This window comes from Paenibacillus sp. FSL R7-0216 (genome assembly GCF_037969915.1).
GTDB classification, from domain to species: Bacteria; Bacillota; Bacilli; order Paenibacillales; family Paenibacillaceae; genus Fontibacillus; species Fontibacillus rhizolycopersici.
Genome location: NZ_CP150222.1, coordinates 4,447,887 through 4,467,500 on the forward strand (window position 1 = coordinate 4,447,887; position 19,614 = coordinate 4,467,500).

At 53.7% G+C, this 19,614-nt stretch carries 16 protein-coding genes and 2 rRNA genes (1 of these 18 cut by a window edge); 1 reads left to right on the forward strand and 17 read right to left on the reverse strand.

The window, feature by feature from the left end:
* From rlmB to MKZ15_RS20630, 8 genes are all read right to left on the reverse strand, one after another.
* Positions 1-753: a 23S rRNA (guanosine(2251)-2'-O)-methyltransferase RlmB gene (gene rlmB / locus MKZ15_RS20595; protein ID WP_213624145.1), complete on the reverse strand. Its 753-nt coding sequence runs from the start codon at positions 751-753 to the stop codon at positions 1-3.
* Between the two features lie 31 nt (positions 754-784).
* Complete coding sequence (locus tag MKZ15_RS20600) at positions 785-1,261, reverse strand: Mini-ribonuclease 3 (RefSeq protein ID WP_239484081.1); 477 nt, start codon at positions 1,259-1,261, stop codon at positions 785-787.
* Between the two features lie 104 nt (positions 1,262-1,365).
* Positions 1,366-2,772, reverse strand: a complete 1,407-nt coding sequence (gene cysS, locus MKZ15_RS20605; RefSeq protein ID WP_339817728.1) for a cysteine--tRNA ligase — start codon at positions 2,770-2,772, stop codon at positions 1,366-1,368.
* A gap of 806 nt (positions 2,773-3,578) precedes the next feature.
* Complete coding sequence (gene cysE / locus MKZ15_RS20610; protein WP_213624147.1) at positions 3,579-4,238, reverse strand: serine O-acetyltransferase; 660 nt, start codon at positions 4,236-4,238, stop codon at positions 3,579-3,581.
* Positions 4,239-4,938: 700 nt separating this feature from the next.
* Positions 4,939-6,399 carry a glutamate--tRNA ligase gene (gene gltX, locus MKZ15_RS20615; protein ID WP_339817731.1) on the reverse strand — a complete coding sequence of 487 codons (1,461 nt, stop codon included), beginning with the start codon at positions 6,397-6,399 and terminating at the stop codon, positions 4,939-4,941.
* 56 nt (positions 6,400-6,455) lie between these two features.
* Positions 6,456-6,944 carry a 2-C-methyl-D-erythritol 2,4-cyclodiphosphate synthase gene (gene ispF, locus MKZ15_RS20620; RefSeq protein ID WP_339817733.1) on the reverse strand — a complete coding sequence of 163 codons (489 nt, stop codon included), beginning with the start codon at positions 6,942-6,944 and terminating at the stop codon, positions 6,456-6,458.
* A 264-nt stretch (positions 6,945-7,208) separates the two neighbouring features.
* A complete protein-coding gene (gene ispD, locus MKZ15_RS20625; protein WP_339822537.1) occupies positions 7,209-7,907 on the reverse strand; it encodes a 2-C-methyl-D-erythritol 4-phosphate cytidylyltransferase in 699 nt (232 codons plus the stop codon).
* A 76-nt stretch (positions 7,908-7,983) separates the two neighbouring features.
* Positions 7,984-9,072: a PIN/TRAM domain-containing protein gene (locus MKZ15_RS20630; protein WP_193418656.1), complete on the reverse strand. Its 1,089-nt coding sequence runs from the start codon at positions 9,070-9,072 to the stop codon at positions 7,984-7,986.
* Between the two features lie 204 nt (positions 9,073-9,276).
* Here MKZ15_RS20630 and MKZ15_RS20635 point away from each other — a divergent pair, with 204 nt between their 5' ends.
* Positions 9,277-9,672, forward strand: coding sequence for a DUF1573 domain-containing protein (locus MKZ15_RS20635; protein WP_155608362.1), 396 nt, complete (start codon positions 9,277-9,279; stop codon positions 9,670-9,672).
* A 100-nt stretch (positions 9,673-9,772) separates the two neighbouring features.
* Here the strand turns inward: MKZ15_RS20635 and pssA are convergent, their stop codons facing one another.
* The 9 genes from pssA to MKZ15_RS20680 form a co-directional block, all read right to left on the reverse strand.
* A complete protein-coding gene (gene pssA / locus MKZ15_RS20640) occupies positions 9,773-10,504 on the reverse strand; it encodes a CDP-diacylglycerol--serine O-phosphatidyltransferase (protein ID WP_339817737.1) in 732 nt (243 codons plus the stop codon).
* Positions 10,505-10,554: 50 nt separating this feature from the next.
* A complete protein-coding gene (disA, locus tag MKZ15_RS20645) occupies positions 10,555-11,631 on the reverse strand; it encodes a DNA integrity scanning diadenylate cyclase DisA (RefSeq protein ID WP_155608360.1) in 1,077 nt (358 codons plus the stop codon).
* Positions 11,632-11,642: 11 nt separating this feature from the next.
* Positions 11,643-13,010, reverse strand: coding sequence for a DNA repair protein RadA (radA, locus tag MKZ15_RS20650; RefSeq protein ID WP_155608359.1), 1,368 nt, complete (start codon positions 13,008-13,010; stop codon positions 11,643-11,645).
* Between the two features lie 237 nt (positions 13,011-13,247).
* The gene (gene clpC, locus MKZ15_RS20655; protein WP_155608358.1) at positions 13,248-15,692 is read right to left on the reverse strand and encodes an ATP-dependent protease ATP-binding subunit ClpC; all 2,445 of its coding nucleotides are present in this window, start codon (positions 15,690-15,692) and stop codon (positions 13,248-13,250) included.
* A 31-nt stretch (positions 15,693-15,723) separates the two neighbouring features.
* Positions 15,724-16,782 carry a protein arginine kinase gene (locus MKZ15_RS20660; protein WP_213624150.1) on the reverse strand — a complete coding sequence of 353 codons (1,059 nt, stop codon included), beginning with the start codon at positions 16,780-16,782 and terminating at the stop codon, positions 15,724-15,726.
* Between the two features lie 12 nt (positions 16,783-16,794).
* Positions 16,795-17,319, reverse strand: a complete 525-nt coding sequence (locus MKZ15_RS20665; RefSeq protein ID WP_155608357.1) for a UvrB/UvrC motif-containing protein — start codon at positions 17,317-17,319, stop codon at positions 16,795-16,797.
* 71 nt (positions 17,320-17,390) lie between these two features.
* Positions 17,391-17,849: a CtsR family transcriptional regulator gene (locus MKZ15_RS20670; protein WP_193418651.1), complete on the reverse strand. Its 459-nt coding sequence runs from the start codon at positions 17,847-17,849 to the stop codon at positions 17,391-17,393.
* 359 nt (positions 17,850-18,208) lie between these two features.
* Positions 18,209-18,325: ribosomal RNA gene (gene rrf / locus MKZ15_RS20675) — 5S ribosomal RNA — on the reverse strand.
* A 57-nt stretch (positions 18,326-18,382) separates the two neighbouring features.
* Positions 18,383-19,614 (reverse strand): 23S ribosomal RNA (locus MKZ15_RS20680) (it continues 1,698 nt past the right edge of the window).

The window sequence follows — 19,614 nt, forward strand, 5'->3', positions numbered from 1 at the left end:
TTATCCTTCAGCGCGTCGTCTGCGCAACACTTCGTACATGATAACCCCGGCGGCGACGGAGGCATTCAGGGAGTTAAGACGACCGTTCATCGGGAGCTTGACCAGAACGTCGCAAGTTTCCCGAACCAGCCGTCCCATGCCTTTGTTCTCATTGCCGATGACGATCGCCACCGGTCCGGTCAGCACGTTGCCGCTGCGATACATCTCTTCTTTTGCACCTACGTCCGTACCGACGATCCATACGCCCGCTTCCTTCAGTTGCTCCATCGTCTGCACCAGATTCGTCACCCGAGCGACGGGGATGTACTCCACGGCACCGGCCGAGGTTTTGGACACGGTAGCCGTCACTGCTGCCGAGCGGCGTTTAGGGATGATCACCCCATGCACCCCCGTGCATTCGGCCGTCCGCAAAATCGAACCGAGGTTGTGCGGATCCTCGATCTCGTCCAGAATCAGCAAGAACGGGTCTTCGCCGCGTTCCTGCGCGCGGGCCAATAAATCCTCCACCTCCGCGTAGGCATACGGGGCAACCTGGGCAACTACGCCCTGATGCTGCAGGCCGGGTGCCATTTGGTCCAGCTTGCGTTTGTCCACAAACTGCACGATGATGCCGTGTTTTTTGGCTTCAGCCACGATGGGCTGGGTCAGATGCTTTTGGGCGCCTTCGGCCACCCATATTTTATTGATCGTGCGGCCGGCATGCAGCGCTTCGAGCAGCGAATGTTTGCCGCCGATCCATTCTTGTTCCTCCATCGGAATCCTCCTATGCAATGGTGACGCGTCATTAACCGCGGTCCCGATAATTCTCCAAATCAGCGAATCCTTGGGCGATCAACCTGCGAAGGCGGTCATGCGCTCCAGTGTAATACAGGTACCCCACCAAGCTCTCAAAAGCGGTGGCGAGGCGATAATCCAGCACGTTGGCGTTCTTAGGCACCGTGCCGGACTTGGCGTTGCGCCCTTGGCGGACAACGTCCTTCTCTTCTTCGGTGAGCAGCGGCTCGATCAACTCCAGCAGCCGCGCCTGCGCCTTGGCCGAGACGTACTTCGTCGACTGGCCATGCAGATGGTGGGGCCGCAAATTCGGGCGGGCCATCACATGCTGGCGGACGGCGACCTCATAGACGGCGTCGCCGATGTAGGCGAGGGCCAGCGGCGGCAGCAGCCGGGCGGGCTTGGCGGGCGGGTCGGGGAACCAGAGCGCGGCGGATGTGCCGAGCTCTGAGGCTGCGGCCCCGCCTTCAGGAGCAAGGGGCGGCAGCGCGGCGGCGTTTTGGGACGTCGCGGTCTCTTCGCCGGGAGCCGTCTGCCCTGGCTGCGGCCCGGTCAGCGCCCCTTGCCCTGCGCCTGGCCCGTGCGGCCCGCTCATTTGCGCCGCCATCTCATGCCCTGCGGCGTGTCCTCGAGCACGATGCCCCGAGCGTCCAGCAGGTCGCGGATTTCGTCCGCACGGGTCCAGTTCTTGGCCTTCCTTGCTTCGGCCCGCTCCGCGATCAGCGCTTCGATCTCTTCGCCGGGCAGTTCAGTCTCCGGCGGCAATGCGATGCGCAGTACGCCGTTCATCTCCTCGAACAGCTTCAGCGCCGCTTCAAGATCCCCGCGGCCGGCGACCGGCTGCTGCAGCAGCGTATTGACCTCGCTCACCCATTCGAACACCGCCGTAATTGCGTCCGGCGTGTTGAAGTCATCTTGCATTTTGGCGTGGAACAAAGCGCGGACCGCCTTCAGCTTCTCGGCCCAATCTGGCGTGACCTGCGTATCTCCGCCTTGTGGCGCCGCATTCATCCGATGACGAAGATTGTTTGCGGCATTGCTGATCCGCTCTACACTGCGTTCCGCCTGCTGCATCGTATCTTCAGAGAAGTTCAGCGGATTGCGATAATGGGTCGACAGCATGAAGTAACGGATGGCTTCCCGCTTGTATAGCGAGCGCAAATCCTTGACAAGTACGCCATTGCCAAGCGATTTGGACATCTTCTCCCCGTCTATGTTGATATATCCGTTATGCATCCAGTAATTCGCCAACGGCTTGCCGGTGGCGGCCTCCGACTGCGCTACCTCGCACTCGTGGTGAGGGAACTGCAGGTCCTGACCCCCGCCGTGGATATCCAGCGTATCGCCCAGTAATTGCCGGGACATTGCCGAGCATTCAATATGCCAGCCGGGGCGACCCTCGCCCCATGGACTACTCCAGTGAATTTCGCCGGGCTTGGCCGCTTTCCATAGCACGAAATCCTCCGGATTTTCCTTGCGATCGTCCACGTCAATGCGGATACCGAACTGCAGCTCGCCGATATTTTGTCCGGACAACTTGCCGTATTCCGGGAATTTGTTCGTACGATAGAACACGTCCCCGCCGCTTTCGTAAGCAAATCCCTTTTGTTCCAGGTCGCGGATAAAATCGATGATCACTTCCATGTTCTCCGTGACCCGCGGATTGGCTGTGGCGCGCGGAATCCCGAGACCATCCAAATCCTCGTAGTAGGCCTCAATGAACATCTCAGCCACTTCGGGTACGGTCAGGTTCATTTCTTCCGCTTTGCGAATCAGTTTATCGTCCACATCTGTAAAGTTTACGACGTAATTCACATCATATTGTTGATTCTCCAGGTAACTGCGCACCACGTCAAAAAAGATCATCGGCCGCGCGTTCCCAATATGAATATAACCGTAGACGGTAGGTCCGCAAACATACATCTTCACTTTTCCGGGCGTCAGGCTGACGAACTCTTCCTTGGCGCGGGTTAAGGTGTTATAAATCTGCAATCCCATACTGCACTTTCCTTCCTTGTAAGGTAGTTTTCAAATTGGCTTCCCATCACGAAGTATTTCAAGGGAGTGGACTCGGCGTCGAATCTTGAACTCAGTCGGTCGCTCCGTTGCTCACGTAGGCCTCCCTACGCTCCGCTACTCCCTCTCTCCTTCATCCAACCTTCTTGGTGCTGATAACCCCATTTGAAACCTTGATTTATCTAAGGTAGTTTTCAAATCGGCTTCCCATCACGAAGTATTTCAAGGGAGCGGACTCGGCGTCGAATCTTGAACTCAGTCGGTCGCTCCGTTGCTCACGTAGGCCTCCCTACGCTCCGCTACTCCCTCTCTCCTTCATCCAACCTTCTTGGTGCTGATAACCCCATTTGAAAACCTTGATTTATCTGAGGTCGTTTTCAAATTGGCTTCCCATCACGAAGTATTTCAAGGGAGTGGACTCGGCGTCGAATCTTGAACTCAGTCGGTCGCTCCGTTGCTCCCTCGATTCTTGAATTCATTCGGTCGCTATCGACCGCTAACGGACCTCAGAGACGCTATTCTCCCATTTCCCGGGGATTTCCCGATTTAACGGACTCCATTGACCCTATTTCGCCCAATTCACATGCTAAGTCGCTGATCCAGGGCAAATAACGTCACCTCAGTCCGTTACAATGGAGACCGCTGGTATTCCATCACATTAACGTCTCTGGAGTCCGTTATACTCGGAAACCACGATCGCATAACCGACAATATCAAGGGACCTCAAGTTCCGCTGTCCCGCCGGTCGTCCAGACCCCTCGCATAAAAGATTTTCGCCTAGCAGTAGCTCACAGCTCACTCGGCTGCTTATCGCGAAGCTGCCCCCTGAGCTCGAGGACCTCGCCTCGCAGTTGTTCGATCTCGCGCTGCATCTCGCGCATCGCGTCAACCATCGGATCGGGCAGTTGATGGCTGAGGCGGTCCAGGCGTTTTCCGTCCTGGCGAACCACTTTGCCCGGGATGCCAACCACGGTGCTGCCGGTAGGCACCTCTTTCAGGACAACCGAGTTTGCTCCGATGTTCGCTTGGTCTCCGATCTTAAACGAACCAAGCACCTTTGCCCCCGACCCGATAACGACATTGTTGCCGACGGTCGGGTGGCGCTTGCCCTTTTCCTTACCGCTGCCGCCCAATGTGACTCCCTGATAGATAACCACATCGTCCCCGATTTCGCAAGTTTCCCCAATCACAACGCCCATCCCGTGGTCGATGAACAGCCGATTGCCGATCCGCGCTCCCGGATGGATCTCGATGCCGGTGAAAAACCGGCTGATCTGCGAAATCGTACGTGCAGCGGTATACCAGCGGCGGCGGTAAAAAAAGTGCGCAATCCGGTGACTCCAAATCGCATGCAGACCGGAATAGGTAAAGATCACTTCGAACCAGCTTCGTGCTGCCGGGTCGTTGTCGAACACCGCCTGGATATCGGATCGGATTCTTTTGAACATAGTTTCCCCCCACCTTCTATTCCTATCGCATACGGACAGATCCAATCAAAAAAGGCGCCCCTGCAGCTTTCGCTACAGAGACGCCTAACGACGCGGTTCCACTCTGCCTTGGATGAGCCAGCCTCTATAAAAAGCCGACTCCTCCCTCTCAAGATCCTTAACGCGGACGAAACGGCGAAAGCTACTTCGCCTCTCTAGGCGAGTTCGCATTCGCGGCTCCCGGGTGCATTTCCGCCAGCGCGTATCCGGATAACTTCCAGCCTGGTAACTTCTTTGCGCGGTCCGCACCGAAGGGTCCCGGTTATCCTCTCTGGACGATACGGCTGATCGCGTACTTCTCCCGATCTATGCCGGTGGCATTAAGGCGGCTAATGGCCGCCAGTCATCTAGTTGTAAGGTATTCCTGCCTATATATTACCTAATGGACGGCCTACTGACAATGGTACCCGAAAAAAATACGTACCTAACGCTTATATCAAACGCTATCTGGGCGAAAAAGGCACTTGCTCTGCGCTAACGCTTACCTGCAACCTTATCCCCTTATTTTATTAACGAAAAGGGGAGGAATCGTCCCTATAAGCATACAAACAAGTGTTAGAAATGAAACAAGCCTCTTTTTCCAAAAATAAGCTTCCTGGCAAGCGTTAGCATAAGTACGAGCCTCAGACACTTTATCCCTGCGTCCAGTGACCCCGCCGCCTTACAAAGCAGCGATACGCGACTTCAACCGATCGATGACTTTGTCCTGTCCAAGCAGATAAATCGTCTGGTTCAAGTCGCGGCCATGCATCTGTCCGGTCAACGCCACGCGAATCGGCATGAATAGACCTTTGCCCTTGCTGCCCGTTTCCTTCTGTACCTCTTTGATCGAGGCGCCGATGTTCTCCACGCTGAATTCGGCAAGGCCTTCAATCTTCACCAAAAACGCGGCAAGCACGGTCGGCACCTGCGGCTCCGCCAACACGGCGGCACCTTCTTCGTCTAACGCCGGCTCATTGCGGAAGAACATCTCCGACAACTCCACAATATCGGAAGCCGCGGTCATTTGCTCTTGGTACAACGCGACGAGCGCCCCGGCCCATGCCTGCAGCTCCGGCGACAGCTCGACTGGAAGCTTGCCGGCCCGTTGCAAATGCGGGATGGCCAACGACGCAATCCGCTGCGGATCGGCGTTCTTGATATAGTGGTTGTTCAAATGGGCCAGCTTGTTCGTATCGAACACGGCCGGACTACGCGACAAGCGATTTGCGTCAAAGATCGAAATCAATTCATCCTTGCTGAAAATCTCTTCTTCTCCTTCCGGCGACCAGCCGAGCAGGGCGATAAAGTTAAACATCGCTTCCGGCAGATAACCAAGCTGATCATATTGCTCGATAAATTGAATCACCGATTCGTCGCGTTTGCTCAGCTTTTTGTGGTTCTCCCCAACGATCAAAGTCATATGGCCAAATACCGGCGGCTCCCAGCCAAACGCATCGTAGATCATGAGCTGACGCGGCGTATTGGACACATGATCCTCTCCACGCAATACATGGGTAATGTTCATCAGATGATCGTCCAGTACGACCGCGAAGTTGTAGGTGGGGATTCCGTCTTTTTTCACGATTACAAAATCACCGCTAACCTCGGACTCGAACGAGATCGGTCCTTTGACCAGATCGTCAAATGTAAACGTACGGCCTTCCGGAACGCGGAAGCGAATGCTGTACTGACGGCCTTCTGCGTCAAACGCAGCTAGCTGCTCAGGCGTCAAGTGACGGCACTTCCCGGAATACCGAGGGGTTTCGCCGCGAGCCATTTGCTCTTCCCGCTCCTTCTCCAGCTCCTCTTCCGTACAGTAGCAACGATACGCCAGACCCCGGTCCAACAAGTCCTGTACCAGTGGACGGTACAAATCTAGACGCTCCGTCTGCCGGTACGGCCCGTAGTTCCCGCCGACGTCCACGCTTTCGTCCCAATCCATGCCTAACCACTTGAGGTAGGTCAGTTGGTTTTCCTCGCCACCGGCCACGTTGCGCTTCACGTCCGTATCCTCGATGCGGATAATGAATTTCCCCCCGTGATGTCTAGCAAATAAATAATTGAACAACGCCGTTCTGGCGTTCCCGATATGTAAATGACCCGTCGGACTTGGCGCATAGCGCACGCGGACTTCAGCCATTTCAATCCCTCCCTAAATTGCAGTTCTTCATGATATGAAAAAAAGCTCGATGCAAGTTACGATGATAGCACATTCTGCACAAGACACACAATGCATTGTGCCGCAATCCCTTCGCCGCGTCCGGTAAACCCGAGCTGTTCCGTGGTGGTGGCTTTCACATTGACGAGCTCCGGCTCCGTCCCCAGGGTACGAGCAATGACCTCAACCATTTGCGGAATGTATGGGGCCATCTTCGGTTTTTGCGCGATAATCGTTGCGTCCAGGTTGCCGAGACGGTAACCTTTCTCAACCGCCATGTCCCACACCCGCTGCAACAGAACTATGCTATCCGCATCTTTGAACGCCGGATCGGTGTCCGGGAAATGACGCCCGATATCTCCGAGACCTATCGCACCCAAAATCGCGTCACTGATCGTATGCAGCAACACGTCGGCATCGGAGTGTCCCAGCAATCCTTTCTCATAAGGTATATGCACCCCGCCGATGATACACGGCCTGCCCTCCACGAGCTGATGCACGTCGAAGCCTTGTCCTACTCTAAACATCCTTCCCATCCTCTCCCAGTCATCTTTTAATCACGAAGTAACTCGAGGAAGTCTTTCGACGTCGAATCTTGAATTCAGTCGATCGCTCCGTTGCTCACGTAGGCCTACCTACGCTCCGCTACTCCCTCCCTCCTTCATCCAACCTTCTCGGTGCTTAAAACCTGACTTCCTTTTAATCACGAAGTAACTCGAGGAAGTCTTTCGACGTCGAATCTTGAATTCAGTCGATCGCTCCGTTGCTCACGTAGGACTACCTACGCTCCGCTACTCCCTCTTCCCCCGGATAAACTCCGCATAACCCAGATCCTCGGGTGTCGTGATCTTAATATTGTCGTAAGCCCCTTCCACCAGCTTAACGGAGATGCTCAGCCGTTCGACCAACATCGCGTCGTCGGTGCCGACGATTTCATCCTCCGCAGCCCGCTCATGGGCTGCCAGCAGGTCAGCGCGACGAAAAGCCTGCGGCGTCTGAATCGCCCACAGACTCCGCCGGTCCAGTGTTGCCGCGACCCATCCCTGTTCGTCCGCCAGTTTGATCGTATCCTTCACGGGTACGGCGAGCACGGCGGCTCCATACGTTCTGGCCGCTTCACAACAAGCCGTAATCTGTTCTCTCGTGACAAAAGGGCGGACACCGTCATGCACCAGTACCCAAGGTGTGCTGAGAGACAGCAATCCTTGGCGCACCGAGTGTTGACGTTCAGCCCCGCCCGGAATAACTTGTATTTGCTCGGCCATGCCATACTCGGCGATCCATGACCGGCACCGGTCCACATCCTGTTCCCCGGTGACAAGCACGATTTGCGAAATCGACGGATGACGGTGAAAAACCTCCAGTGTATGGATAAAGATCGGCTTGCCGTCCAGCATAAGATACTGCTTGCTTTCCACCGTTCCCATACGCGTACCGCGGCCTGCCGCCACCACGATGACTCCCGTATCGCCGCTTGCTTGTAAACCCATCATGTTCTGCCTCACCTTTGTCCGGAATTCACCCGCGCCGCGGCCAGCGCAGCGTAGTTAATCCCATCATACCGAATTACTGCGCTTTTTCCAACAGTTTTGGCTTGGCAAAAATCATTCGTCCCGCCGAAGTCTGCAGCACGCTCGTGACCAGCACCTCCGTAATGGTGCCGATGTAATCGCGTCCGCCTTCCACGACGATCATCGTTCCGTCATCCAAGTAAGCGACACCTTGTCCATGCTCCTTGCCGTCCTTGATCACCTGGACCATAATTTCCTCGCCAGGCAGCACGACCGGCTTGACCGCATTGGCCAAATCGTTGATGTTCAGCACGGATACGCCCTGCAGCTCGCACACCTTGTTCAGGTTGAAGTCGTTGGTCACCACTTTCCCCTGCAGGACTTTCGCCAGCTTGACCAGTTTGCTGTCGACCTCGGAGATTTCCTCGAAATCCCCTTCATAGATCATGACTTTGACGTCCAGCTCTTTCTGGATCTTGTTCAAAATATCCAGTCCCCGCCGCCCACGGTTCCGCTTGAGCAGATCCGAGGAATCGGCGATATGCTGCAACTCCTCCAGCACGAATTCCGGAATAACGATCGTCCCTTCAATGAAGCCGGTTTTGCAGATGTCAGCGATCCGCCCGTCGATAATGACGCTGGTATCCAAAATTTTGTGTTCCTCCGCCCAACGCTCCTCTTCCGGAACGGACGCTCCCCATTTGCCGGATTTCCAAAGTGAGGACAGCTCTTCCTTCTTGGCCAGTCCGACGTATAGCCCAATGTAGCCAAACAACGCCGATACTGCGAATTGAGCCATGCTCTCCAGCGTACCGAGCCAGGACAGCAGGGGATAGACCGTTAAGGAAAGAAGAAGTCCCGCAGTCAAACCGGCCGCACCGGCAGCCATTTCATTCATCGGAATCCGCGTCAAAGCGGAAATCCACGATTTCACTCTGGAAGAAACGACGTCTGCAGCCAAGGAGAACAGGAACAAGAACAGTAGCGCACCGGCTGCGGCCCAGATCAAATTTGCCGCGATCGGGTTCATTTCACGAAACCAGTCACTGGCGGCACCCGGTAGCACACCGGACACACCGCCGGTCGTGTAACCGAACCAAGCCCCGCATAAACCGGCTAGAATCATTAAGTATTTTTTCAGCACGTCTCTCTTCACCTCCTAGTTAAGTATCTTCTTTAGCCAGTATGAACCAATTTGGAGGCACATAATCCGTGGATGATAACTTTTTTACCAAAAAATAACCAATCCATATTCAAACACAGCCCTTGGCTATGGGATTTCAGGTTGATCTTGGAGGAAAAGGTGGAATATAATGAATTCAATTCATAATATTGAGGTGGATGGAAAATGAGCGCACCAAGCCTTCAGTCTTTTCAAGAACAAGTTTCTGAATTGTTGCTCCGTCACCGCAGCCTGTTGGACGTCATGTCGAAGATGGGACAAACCAACGCCGCTGCCGTCCGTTCCGTGACCAAATCGGTAACCGAATGCGGTTGCATCGAGCTGCATGCCACCAAACAAGACTTCGAGCCTGGCATGGATTTGCAACACGCCAAAGAAACGATCGCCAAGCATGTTCATGGCGAACTGTGCGAAAATTGCCGGGATGCGATTACGAATGAGCTTGGACGTAACCTTTTCTATATGTCCGCCCTTTGCAATCTGCTGGGGATCAATATGGAGGAAATCGTGGAGCGCGAGTCGCAGAAATGCGCTACGCTGGGGTTATTCAACTTATCGTAAACGTAAACGTAAATGTTAATGTGTATATCAAAAAGGCATCGATCCATTCCGCCCGCGGGAGATCCATGCCTTTTTCGTATAGTTATAGGGTTATTCGTTCTTAACGCTTCGGACGATACATTTCCTGGGCATCGGCATCCTCGTCCTGATGTTTACGGCGAAGCAACCGATTGATGTTCTGACGTAAACCGTAAACTGCGTAAATGACCAAGGGGATAAAAATAAGCTTCGCCATCTGATCCGGAAATACGACGGCGATAACCACTGCAAAGATCACGACAAGCGGCGTATACGCGATCGCCTTTTTCGGCAGACCGATTTTCTTGAAATTCGGATATCTGACCGTACTGATCATCAAATACGATAACAGCAGCATCGACACGATGAAATAAGGCGCCGATATTTCTCTGTAAAACAGCGACAGCGTGGCCAGAACCCCGCCTGCAGCCGGAATCGGCAAACCAATGAAGTAACCCGGAGCTCCCTTCTGAACATTAAACCGGGCGAGCCGCAGCGCTCCGCACATCGGAAAAATGATCGTAACGGCCCAAGCAACGCCGGAAGGAACGCTGTGAAATGAGATCAAGTACATAATGAGTGCCGGAGCGATACCAAATGAAATTAGATCTGATAATGAATCGAGTTCCTTCCCGAACTCGCTTTGAGCGTTCAGCGCACGGGCGACCCGTCCATCCAAACCATCGAGCAGCATAGCGACAATTACCATGATGGCGGCCAGGCTGAAGCGACCTTCAATTGCCAGCATGATGGCCAGCATTCCGAGAACCATGTTTCCTAACGTAAACAGGTTCGGAATCGATTTCGTTATCATCTCTTCACCTCGAGTAGATATTCCTGAACCATTCATTGATGATAGGTGATTTAAATTTGTCTGTCAATGAATACCTGTTCCTGAAGACGTTTGAGCCCTTCTTTGATGGAACGGGCGCGTACCTCACCAATACCGTCAACCTCATCCAGCTCCTCGATGCTGGCCATCATCACGTTCGGCAAGCAGTCAAAACGTTCGACCAGATTGTGAATGATGACATTCGGCAAACGGGGGATTTTGTTCAAGACACGGTACCCGCGTGGTGCTATCAATTCCTCCGAAGTCGCGGCTGAGGAAGGATAACCTAAGAGCTTGGTAATGTGATTGTCGTCCAGCAGCTCATCGTCGGTGGAACGTTTGAGTCCCATAATAATTTCTCGGATCGCTTCGTCCTGATCCTCTTTGGCATAATCTTTGTATAAGAGCCATGCTTCTTCTTCCATGTTGCTGACCAGTTCCTCCATCTGCATGCTGATCAGCCGCCCTTCCGTACCCAATTCATTGATGAATCGCTTGATCTCCATCTTGATCCGGATCACCATCTCCACCCGCTGGATCACATTGATCACCTCAGGCAAGGAGACCAGCTCTTCAAATTCGGAGGCCGTTAAATTCGTTAAGGCTTGATTCAAGACAGACCGGTATTTCTCCAGCGTCTGAATCGCCTGGTTGGCTTTGGTCAGGATGACGCCAATTTCCTTCAGAGCGTACCGTAATCCCCCTTGGTAAAGGGTGATGATGTTACGGCGCTGGGAGATAGAGACGACCAGCTTGCCCGTCTGTTTGGCCACCCGTTCCGCGGTACGGTGGCGAATGCCCGTTTCAGAGGATGCGATCGAGGAGTCCGGGATGAGCTGTGTATTTGCATACAAAATCCGTTTCAAATCCTCGCTAAGGATGATCGCCCCGTCCATTTTGGCCAGCTCATAGAGATAGTTTGGGGAGAAATCACAGTTGATGGAGAAGCCCCCCTCGACGACCTCCATCACCTCCGGGCTGTAACCGACGACGATCAGGCCCCCGGTCTTAGCCCGCAGCACGTTTTCAAGGCCGTCGCGAAAAGCCGTCCCCGGCGCAACAAGCCTCAACAAATCGTTCATTTTCTCTGCTTGGGTAGTTTCCTTCATCTCAATGCCCCCTAATCTAACGCAACAGCTAGCGCATCTGCAACGGTATTTACGCCAATCAATTGAATCTCTTGCGGTCCCTTCCACCCCTTCATGCTTTTCTCCGGCAAAATCACCCGTTTAAAGCCGAGCTTGGCCGCTTCCTTTACGCGCTGCTCCGCCCGGGAGACCGCCCGAACTTCGCCGGTCAAGCCAACTTCTCCGAAAAACACATCGTACGGCTTGGTCGGCAGGTCACGGAAGCTGGAAGCGACGCTAACCGCAATCGCTAAATCGACCGCCGGTTCGTCCAGCTTCACTCCACCAGCCAGGTTGACGTAAGCGTCCTGATTTTGCAGGAATAGGCCCATTCGCTTCTCGAGCACCGCAAGGATCAAGTTCATCCGCTGATAGTCCACGCCGGTTGCCATCCGTCTTGGTGAAGGGAAATGGGTGGCCGCGATCAAGGCTTGCAGTTCGACCAGCATCGGGCGCGTCCCCTCCATACTGGCGACGACGGTGGAACCCGCCACGCCGAGCGGGCGTTCGGATAGAAACAGCTCCGACGGATTCGCCACCTCCGCCAGTCCGGATTCGTTCATCTCAAAAATCCCAATTTCGTTGGTCGAACCAAAGCGATTCTTAACCGCCCGTAGGAGCCGGTAGGAATGATGACGTTCACCTTCGAAATACAGTACGCAGTCGACCATATGCTCCAGCATACGAGGTCCGGCGATAGCTCCCTCTTTGGTCACGTGACCGACTAGTACCGTAGCGATCCCTTGCCCTTTGGCTATTCGCATAAACCGCGCCGTACATTCACGTACCTGCGATACGCTGCCGGGGGCACTGGTAACTTCGGGCAAATAGACCGTTTGGATCGAATCGATCACCAAAAAATCGGGTTTTACTTCGTCGATCGCTTCTTCAATTCCGTCCATACTGCTCTCACACAAAACGAATAACTCCGGGGACAATGTCCCGAGCCGCTCCGCCCGCAGCTTCGTCTGACGAACGGATTCCTCGCCTGAGATATACAGAACCTTCAGACCAGAGCGGGCCATTTCATGTGAAGTTTGCAGCAGCAAAGTCGACTTGCCGATCCCGGGGTCCCCACCGACCAGGACCAGTGAGCCCGGCACAACGCCGCCGCCGAGTACTCGATTCAGTTCCCCGATCCCCGTTTGGATCCGCGGTTCTTTGCCGCTCTCTATATTTATGATTGACTGCGGCTTTTCTTTCGCATGAAATATCCCGGAATTCATCCCTTGCGTTTTGACGGTTTTCTCCACTTCTTCCACCATGGAGTTCCACGCGCCGCACCCCGGGCATTTCCCGTACCATTTAGGCGATTCATAGCCGCATTCGGAGCAGAAAAACTTATGTTTTACTTTAACCATTTATGTCACCTTCTCGCCACTGCAAAATTTGACAGACCTAGCCGACACCGTATTCGTCATGGTACCTAAAATTTTACCATCCTTTCGGGTTTATCGAAAGTGATCCGAGCGCTGCCGCCAGGAGTGGCGGGATAAAAAAGGCAGCTTCCAAAGCATCGCCTTGGAAGCTGCCTTTAACTTATTTCATCGGCTTAAACGTTACGGATTTGTAGGATTTACCAACATTTTTTATTCGCGTTACGCATTTTTTACGTAAGTTCCCGTACGCTCCACCTTCAGGGCGCCGTTCTCTTCGTCAATCGTTAGCGAGTCGCCCTTCTTGACGTTACCGGTCAACAGCTCCTCGGACAAACGGTCTTCGATATGCTTCTGGATCGCCCGACGCAGCGGACGTGCTCCATACGCAGGATCGTAGCCCTCTTTAGCCAGGAACTCCTTCGCCTTATCCGTCAAGGTAAAGTCGACGTCATATTCGCGCAGGCGTTTACGCAATTCTTCGGCCATGAGCGTGACGATTTGGCCGATATGCGCTTCCTCGAGCGAATGGAAAACGATGATCTCATCGATCCGGTTGAGGAATTCGGGACGGAAGCTCTTCTTCAGCTCTTCCATCACTTTGCCCTTCATGTTGTCGTAATCCGCACCGGAATCTTGCACGGCGGTGAAGCCAAGACGCGTATTTCGTTTGATGGCTTCGGCACCGACATTTGAGGTCAAGATGATCAGCGTATTACGGAAATCGACTACGCGGCCTTTGGAGTCGGTCAATCGGCCATCCTCCAATACCTGCAGCAGAATGTTAAACACTTCCGGATGTGCCTTCTCGATTTCATCCAGCAGAACAACGGAATACGGTTTGCGGCGAACCTTCTCGGTCAGTTGCCCGCCTTCTTCGTACCCGACATATCCTGGAGGTGCACCAACGAGTCGTGCCGTGGAGTGTTTCTCCATGTACTCGGACATGTCAATGCGGATTACGGCGTTTTCGTCGCCGAACATCGCTTCCGCCAATGCGCGGGCCAGCTCCGTTTTACCAACCCCCGTAGGACCTAAGAAGATGAAGGAGCCCATTGGACGTTTTGGATCCTTGAGGCCTGCGCGCGCCCGGCGGATTGCCCGGCTGACCGCCTTAACTGCTTCTTCTTGACCGATTACGCGCTCATGCAGGATACTCTCCATATTGAGCAGGCGTTCGGTTTCTTCTTCCTTCAGCTTGTTGACCGGAATCCCCGTCCAGCTGGCGACCACCTGGGCGATATCCTCTGGCGTCACTTCGGAATCGGTGCGTCCTTGTTTTTCTTTCCATTGATTTTTGGTGATATCCAGCTCTTCACGGATCTTCTGCTCCGTATCGCGCAGCGCAGCCGCTTTCTCAAATTCCTGGCTTTGCACCGCAGCGTCCTTCTCCTTACGGATATCATCCAGACGGCTCTCCAGTTGCTTCAGATTCGGCGGTACCGTATACGAGTTCAGCCTTACCTTCGAACCCGCCTCGTCGATCAGGTCAATCGCTTTATCCGGCAGGAACCGGTCTTGAATATAACGGTCGGACAATTTAACTGCCTGCTCGATCGCCTCGTCGGTGATTTTCACCCGATGATGCGCTTCGTAACGATCGCGCAACCCGTGCAGGATGAGAATCGCTTCATCCACCGATGGCTGATCCACCGTGATCGGTTGGAACCGACGTTCCAGTGCCGCGTCTTTCTCAATATATTTCCGATATTCGTCGAGCGTGGTAGCGCCGATGCATTGCAGCTCGCCGCGGGCCAGCGCTGGCTTCAAGATATTCGAAGCGTCGATCGCGCCCTCCGCGCCGCCAGCCCCGATCAGGGTGTGCAATTCATCGATAAAGAGGATGATATTGCCGGCCTGACGAATTTCGTCCATGATTTTTTTCAAGCGGTCCTCGAATTCGCCGCGGTATTTCGTACCGGCAACGACGGAGCCCATATCCAGCGTCATCACGCGTTTGTCGCGTAGCGTCTCCGGAATTTCGTTATTGATGATCTTTTGTGCAAGACCTTCGGCGATGGCCGTTTTCCCGACGCCAGGTTCCCCGATTAGCACCGGATTGTTCTTCGTCCGGCGGCTCAGCACCTGAATCACCCGTTCAATCTCTTTGCTGCGGCCGATGACCGGATCCAAATTGCCCTCTTTGGCCGAAGCCGTCAAGTCACGAGCCAAGCTGTCCAGTGTCGGCGTGTTCACGTTAGTTGGGGTTCCATGATGACTGGACACCGCTTCGCTGCTGCCCAGCAACTGCAGCACTTGTTGGCGCGCCTTGTTCAGGCTGATGCCGAGGTTATTCAGTACACGGGCGGCTACGCCTTCCCCTTCACGAATCAGGCCGAGCAAAATATGCTCCGTACCGACATAAGTATGGCCGAGCTTACGCGCTTCATCCATGGACAGCTCGATGACCTTTTTGGCGCGCGGCGTATAAGCGATATTGGTCGGTTGTTCCTGTCCACGGCCGATCAGCGTTTCCACTTCGTCTTGTATTTTCTCGAGTCCCAGACCCAATCCGATCAGCGCCTTGGCGGCAATGCCTTCACCTTCACGGATCAATCCGAGCAGCACATGTTCCGTCCCGATATTGTTATGTCCCAGCCTTACGGCTTCTTCCTGGGCTAACGCCAGTACCTTTTGGGCACGTTCCGTAAATCTTCCAAACATCATCTTCTCCTACACCTCCATAGTAGTCCTCTCGTTATTTCCCCATGCGCTCTCGAATGAGTTTAGCGCGGTACATATCCCTTTCCCCCGGGGACATACTGCCACTGAATTTTTTTTGCAAAAATCCAGGCTGCGTCAGCACGTTCAGTTCATTGAGCGCCTGCGCCGACACGCCTTCGATAATCCCCAAGTCTACGCCAAGCCGGACATCAGATAACCGCTGAGCGGCTTCCTTCGAGTCGATGATGTACGCCTGTGACAATATTCCGTAAGAACGCATGACCCGGTCCATCATCCGCAGGCGTGATTCGCCGATCAGCTTTTCTCTTGCCGTCTTCTCATGCTGAATGATCTGCAGCACCACGCCGTATAAATTTTCGATAATCTCAGCTTCACTTTGTCCTAGTGTAATCTGATTTGAGATTTGAAACAAGTTGCCCATGGCCTCGCTGCCTTCGCCGTAGATCCCGCGGACGGTTAAACCGACCTGCGATACCGCGGATAAAATGCGGCCGATCTGCTGTGTCAGTGCCAAGGCCGGCAAATGCATCATGACTGAAGCGCGAAGCCCCGTACCCACATTCGTCGGACAACTGGTTAGGTAACCCCGACGATCGTCAAAAGCGTAATCCACATGCGATTCAAAAATGTCGTCGATCGCCGTCGCTTTTTCCCAAGCCTCTTGGACTTGCAGACCCGGATACAGACACTGGATGCGCAAATGATCCTCTTCATTAACCATGATGCTGAGGCTTTCATCTTCGCTAATGAAGACCGCCCCATTTCTGGAGTCGTTCGCTAAGTTGGGACTGATCAAGTGCTTCTCAACCAGCACCCGCTTATCCAGTTCATCCAAGTCCGCAAGGAGGATCGGGTACAGTTGGCCTTGAGCCTGAAGCTGTTCGTCGTCCAGAACCTCCTGAAGCAGCTTCAGCACCTCCTCCGATTGCGTGTTGGTGGCCAACATCGGGAAGGGTTGATGAAGCACGTTGCGGGCGATCCGTACCCGGCTGCTCATCACGATATCCGACTCTTTGCCTTCTTGGCTCATCCATTCGCTAAGCGGCTGTTCAGTAAAACGGAGATTGGTCACCCTGCATCCCTCCTACTCTGCGGATATGTTCTTCTCAAGCTCGCGAATTTGGTCCCGCAGCGCCGCAGCCTCCTCAAATTCCTCCTGGAGGATCCGGTACTGCAGCTCACGGCGGAGATCATCGAGCTTACGCTTCACTTGAATGTGACCGCCGGTCCGTTTCGGGACTTTCCCGACGTGGACGGTATTCCCATGCACTTTCTTAAACAAAGGATCCAGACGATCGTTAAAATATTTGTAGCACGAGCTGCATCCAAAACGTCCGATTTTGCTAAACTGGGAATACGTCATGCCGCATTCTTCGCAGCGCAGATGTTCTGGCGTACTAGGCCCGGAAACTTGACCTTTGTTCGACGGACTCAAATCGAGAAAGCCCGATAGCAGGTTATGAATCGAAAAGCCGCCCGAAGTGCCTGGAATCAGCTCCCCTTTTTCCCTGGCGCAACTTTCACAGAAATGAAACTCCGTCTTCTCGCCATTGACGATCTTCGTAAAATGCAAGGTTGCCGGGCGTTTGCCGCATTCTTGGCATTGCATCGCACGTCCCTCCTTACGGGATAGACTAAGACAGTAGATCTTTATACCTGTATTCCTTGATATTGATGTTTCTAACTCAACAATGAGATTAACATCGCTTTCATCATCCTAGCCCGGATCTGGTCGCGAAAGGGCAGCTTAATCGCCAACACCTCGCGAGATACCGCCGAGCGCATTAAAGCGGCTTCCCGAGGGGTCAAAAAGCGGGCTTCCTCCAGGCGATAAATCAACCCTTCCGCCGCGGATTGCCCGATCTCGTCACCGATCGTTTCATGCAAATGCGTGTGCAGCGACGTTGGACCAGGCAGTTGAATTCGCCGAATCCGAACGTAACCGCCGCCGCCGCGTTTGCTCTCGACCAGGTACCCTTTCTCCAGAGTAAAGCGGGTGCTGATGACATAATTGATTTGCGACGGCACGCAGGAAAATTGGTCGGCAAGTTCGTTACGCTGAATCTCTATAGTCCCCTCCGGACTTTCATGCAAAATACTCTTGAGATATTTCTCAATGATATCGGAGATATTACGCATCACTCATCCTCCATTATTCCACACGTGAATCTCTTGTTGCGACTTTGCGGTATTTCATTCTTGCTCGTCAAGTCCCGTCAAAATAAACGATTTCCGTTTGTAGTTGACTTTGACTTTCTTTGACTTTATCAACATTATACCATAATTTAATGATTTGCCAAGGGGGATGCGTTGTCCTTTTCAGTGTGGGCGTGTGAGGTGGAAAATATTCGTGGTTAAGCGTATGAGAAAACCGTCCGGTTGGTGCCGAACGGTCTAGCGTTTGAAGCGAAATTCATGTAACTACCTGCACTATTGCAGTTTTTCCTCGGGAGTGCAAAAAGAGCACTACCGAATGAACGGTAGTGCTCTTTCCCTTTGCTTGGCGGCGTCCTACTCTCCCAGGACCCTTCGGTCCAAGTACCATCGGCGCTGGAGGGCTTAACGGTCGTGTTCGGGATGGGTACGTGTGGAACCCCTCCGCCATCGCCACCAAACGGTTCAAGGTTTAATCCTTGAAAACTGGATACGAAACGAATTTGCGTGTTAGATTTTTGGATAAGCCCTCGACCGATTAGTACCTGTCAGCTCCATACATTGCTGCACTTCCACCTCAGGCCTATCAACCTCGTCGTCTTCAAGGGGTCTTACTAATTGGGAAATCTCATCTTGAGGGGGGCTTCACGCTTAGATGCTTTCAGCGCTTATCCCGTCCGCACTTAGCTACCCAGCTATGCTCCTGGCGGAACAACTGGTGCACCAGCGGTGCGTCCATCCCGGTCCTCTCGTACTAAGGACAGCTCCTCTCAAATTTCCTGCGCCCACGACAGATAGGGACCGAACTGTCTCACGACGTTCTGAACCCAGCTCGCGTACCGCTTTAATGGGCGAACAGCCCAACCCTTGGGACCTACTTCAGCCCCAGGATGCGATGAGCCGACATCGAGGTGCCAAACCTCCCCGTCGATGTGGACTCTTGGGGGAGATAAGCCTGTTATCCCCAGGGTAGCTTTTATCCGTTGAGCGATGGCCCTTCCATGCGGTACCACCGGATCACTAAGCCCGACTTTCGTCCCTGCTCGACTTGTCAGTCTCGCAGTCAAGCTCCCTTTTGCCTTTGCACTCTTCGAATGATTTCCAACCATTCTGAGGGAACCTTGGGGCGCCTCCGTTACTCTTTAGGAGGCGACCGCCCCAGTCAAACTGCCCACCTGACACTGTCCCCGTACCGGATTACGGTACCAGGTTAGAACTCCGATACGATCAGGGTGGTATCCCAACGGCGCCTCCACCGAAGCTGGCGCTCCGGCTTCCTAGGCTCCCACCTATCCTGTACAAATCGTATCAAAGTCCAATATCAAGCTGCAGTAAAGCTCCATGGGGTCTTTCCGTCTTGTCGCGGGTAACCTGCATCTTCACAGGTATTAAAATTTCACCGGATCTCTCGTTGAGACAGCGCCCAAGTCGTTACGCCATTCGTGCGGGTCAGAATTTACCTGACAAGGAATTTCGCTACCTTAGGACCGTTATAGTTACGGCCGCCGTTTACTGGGGCTTCGGTTCATAGCTTCGGGTTTAACCCCTAACCACTCCCCTTAACCTTCCAGCACCGGGCAGGCGTCAGCCCGTATACTTCGCCTTGCGGCTTCGCACAGACCTGTGTTTTTGCTAAACAGTCGCTTGGGCCTTTTCACTGCGGCCCCCTCGAGCTATTCACTCTACCGGGGCACCCCTTCTCCCGAAGTTACGGGGTCATTTTGCCGAGTTCCTTAACGAGAGTTCTTCC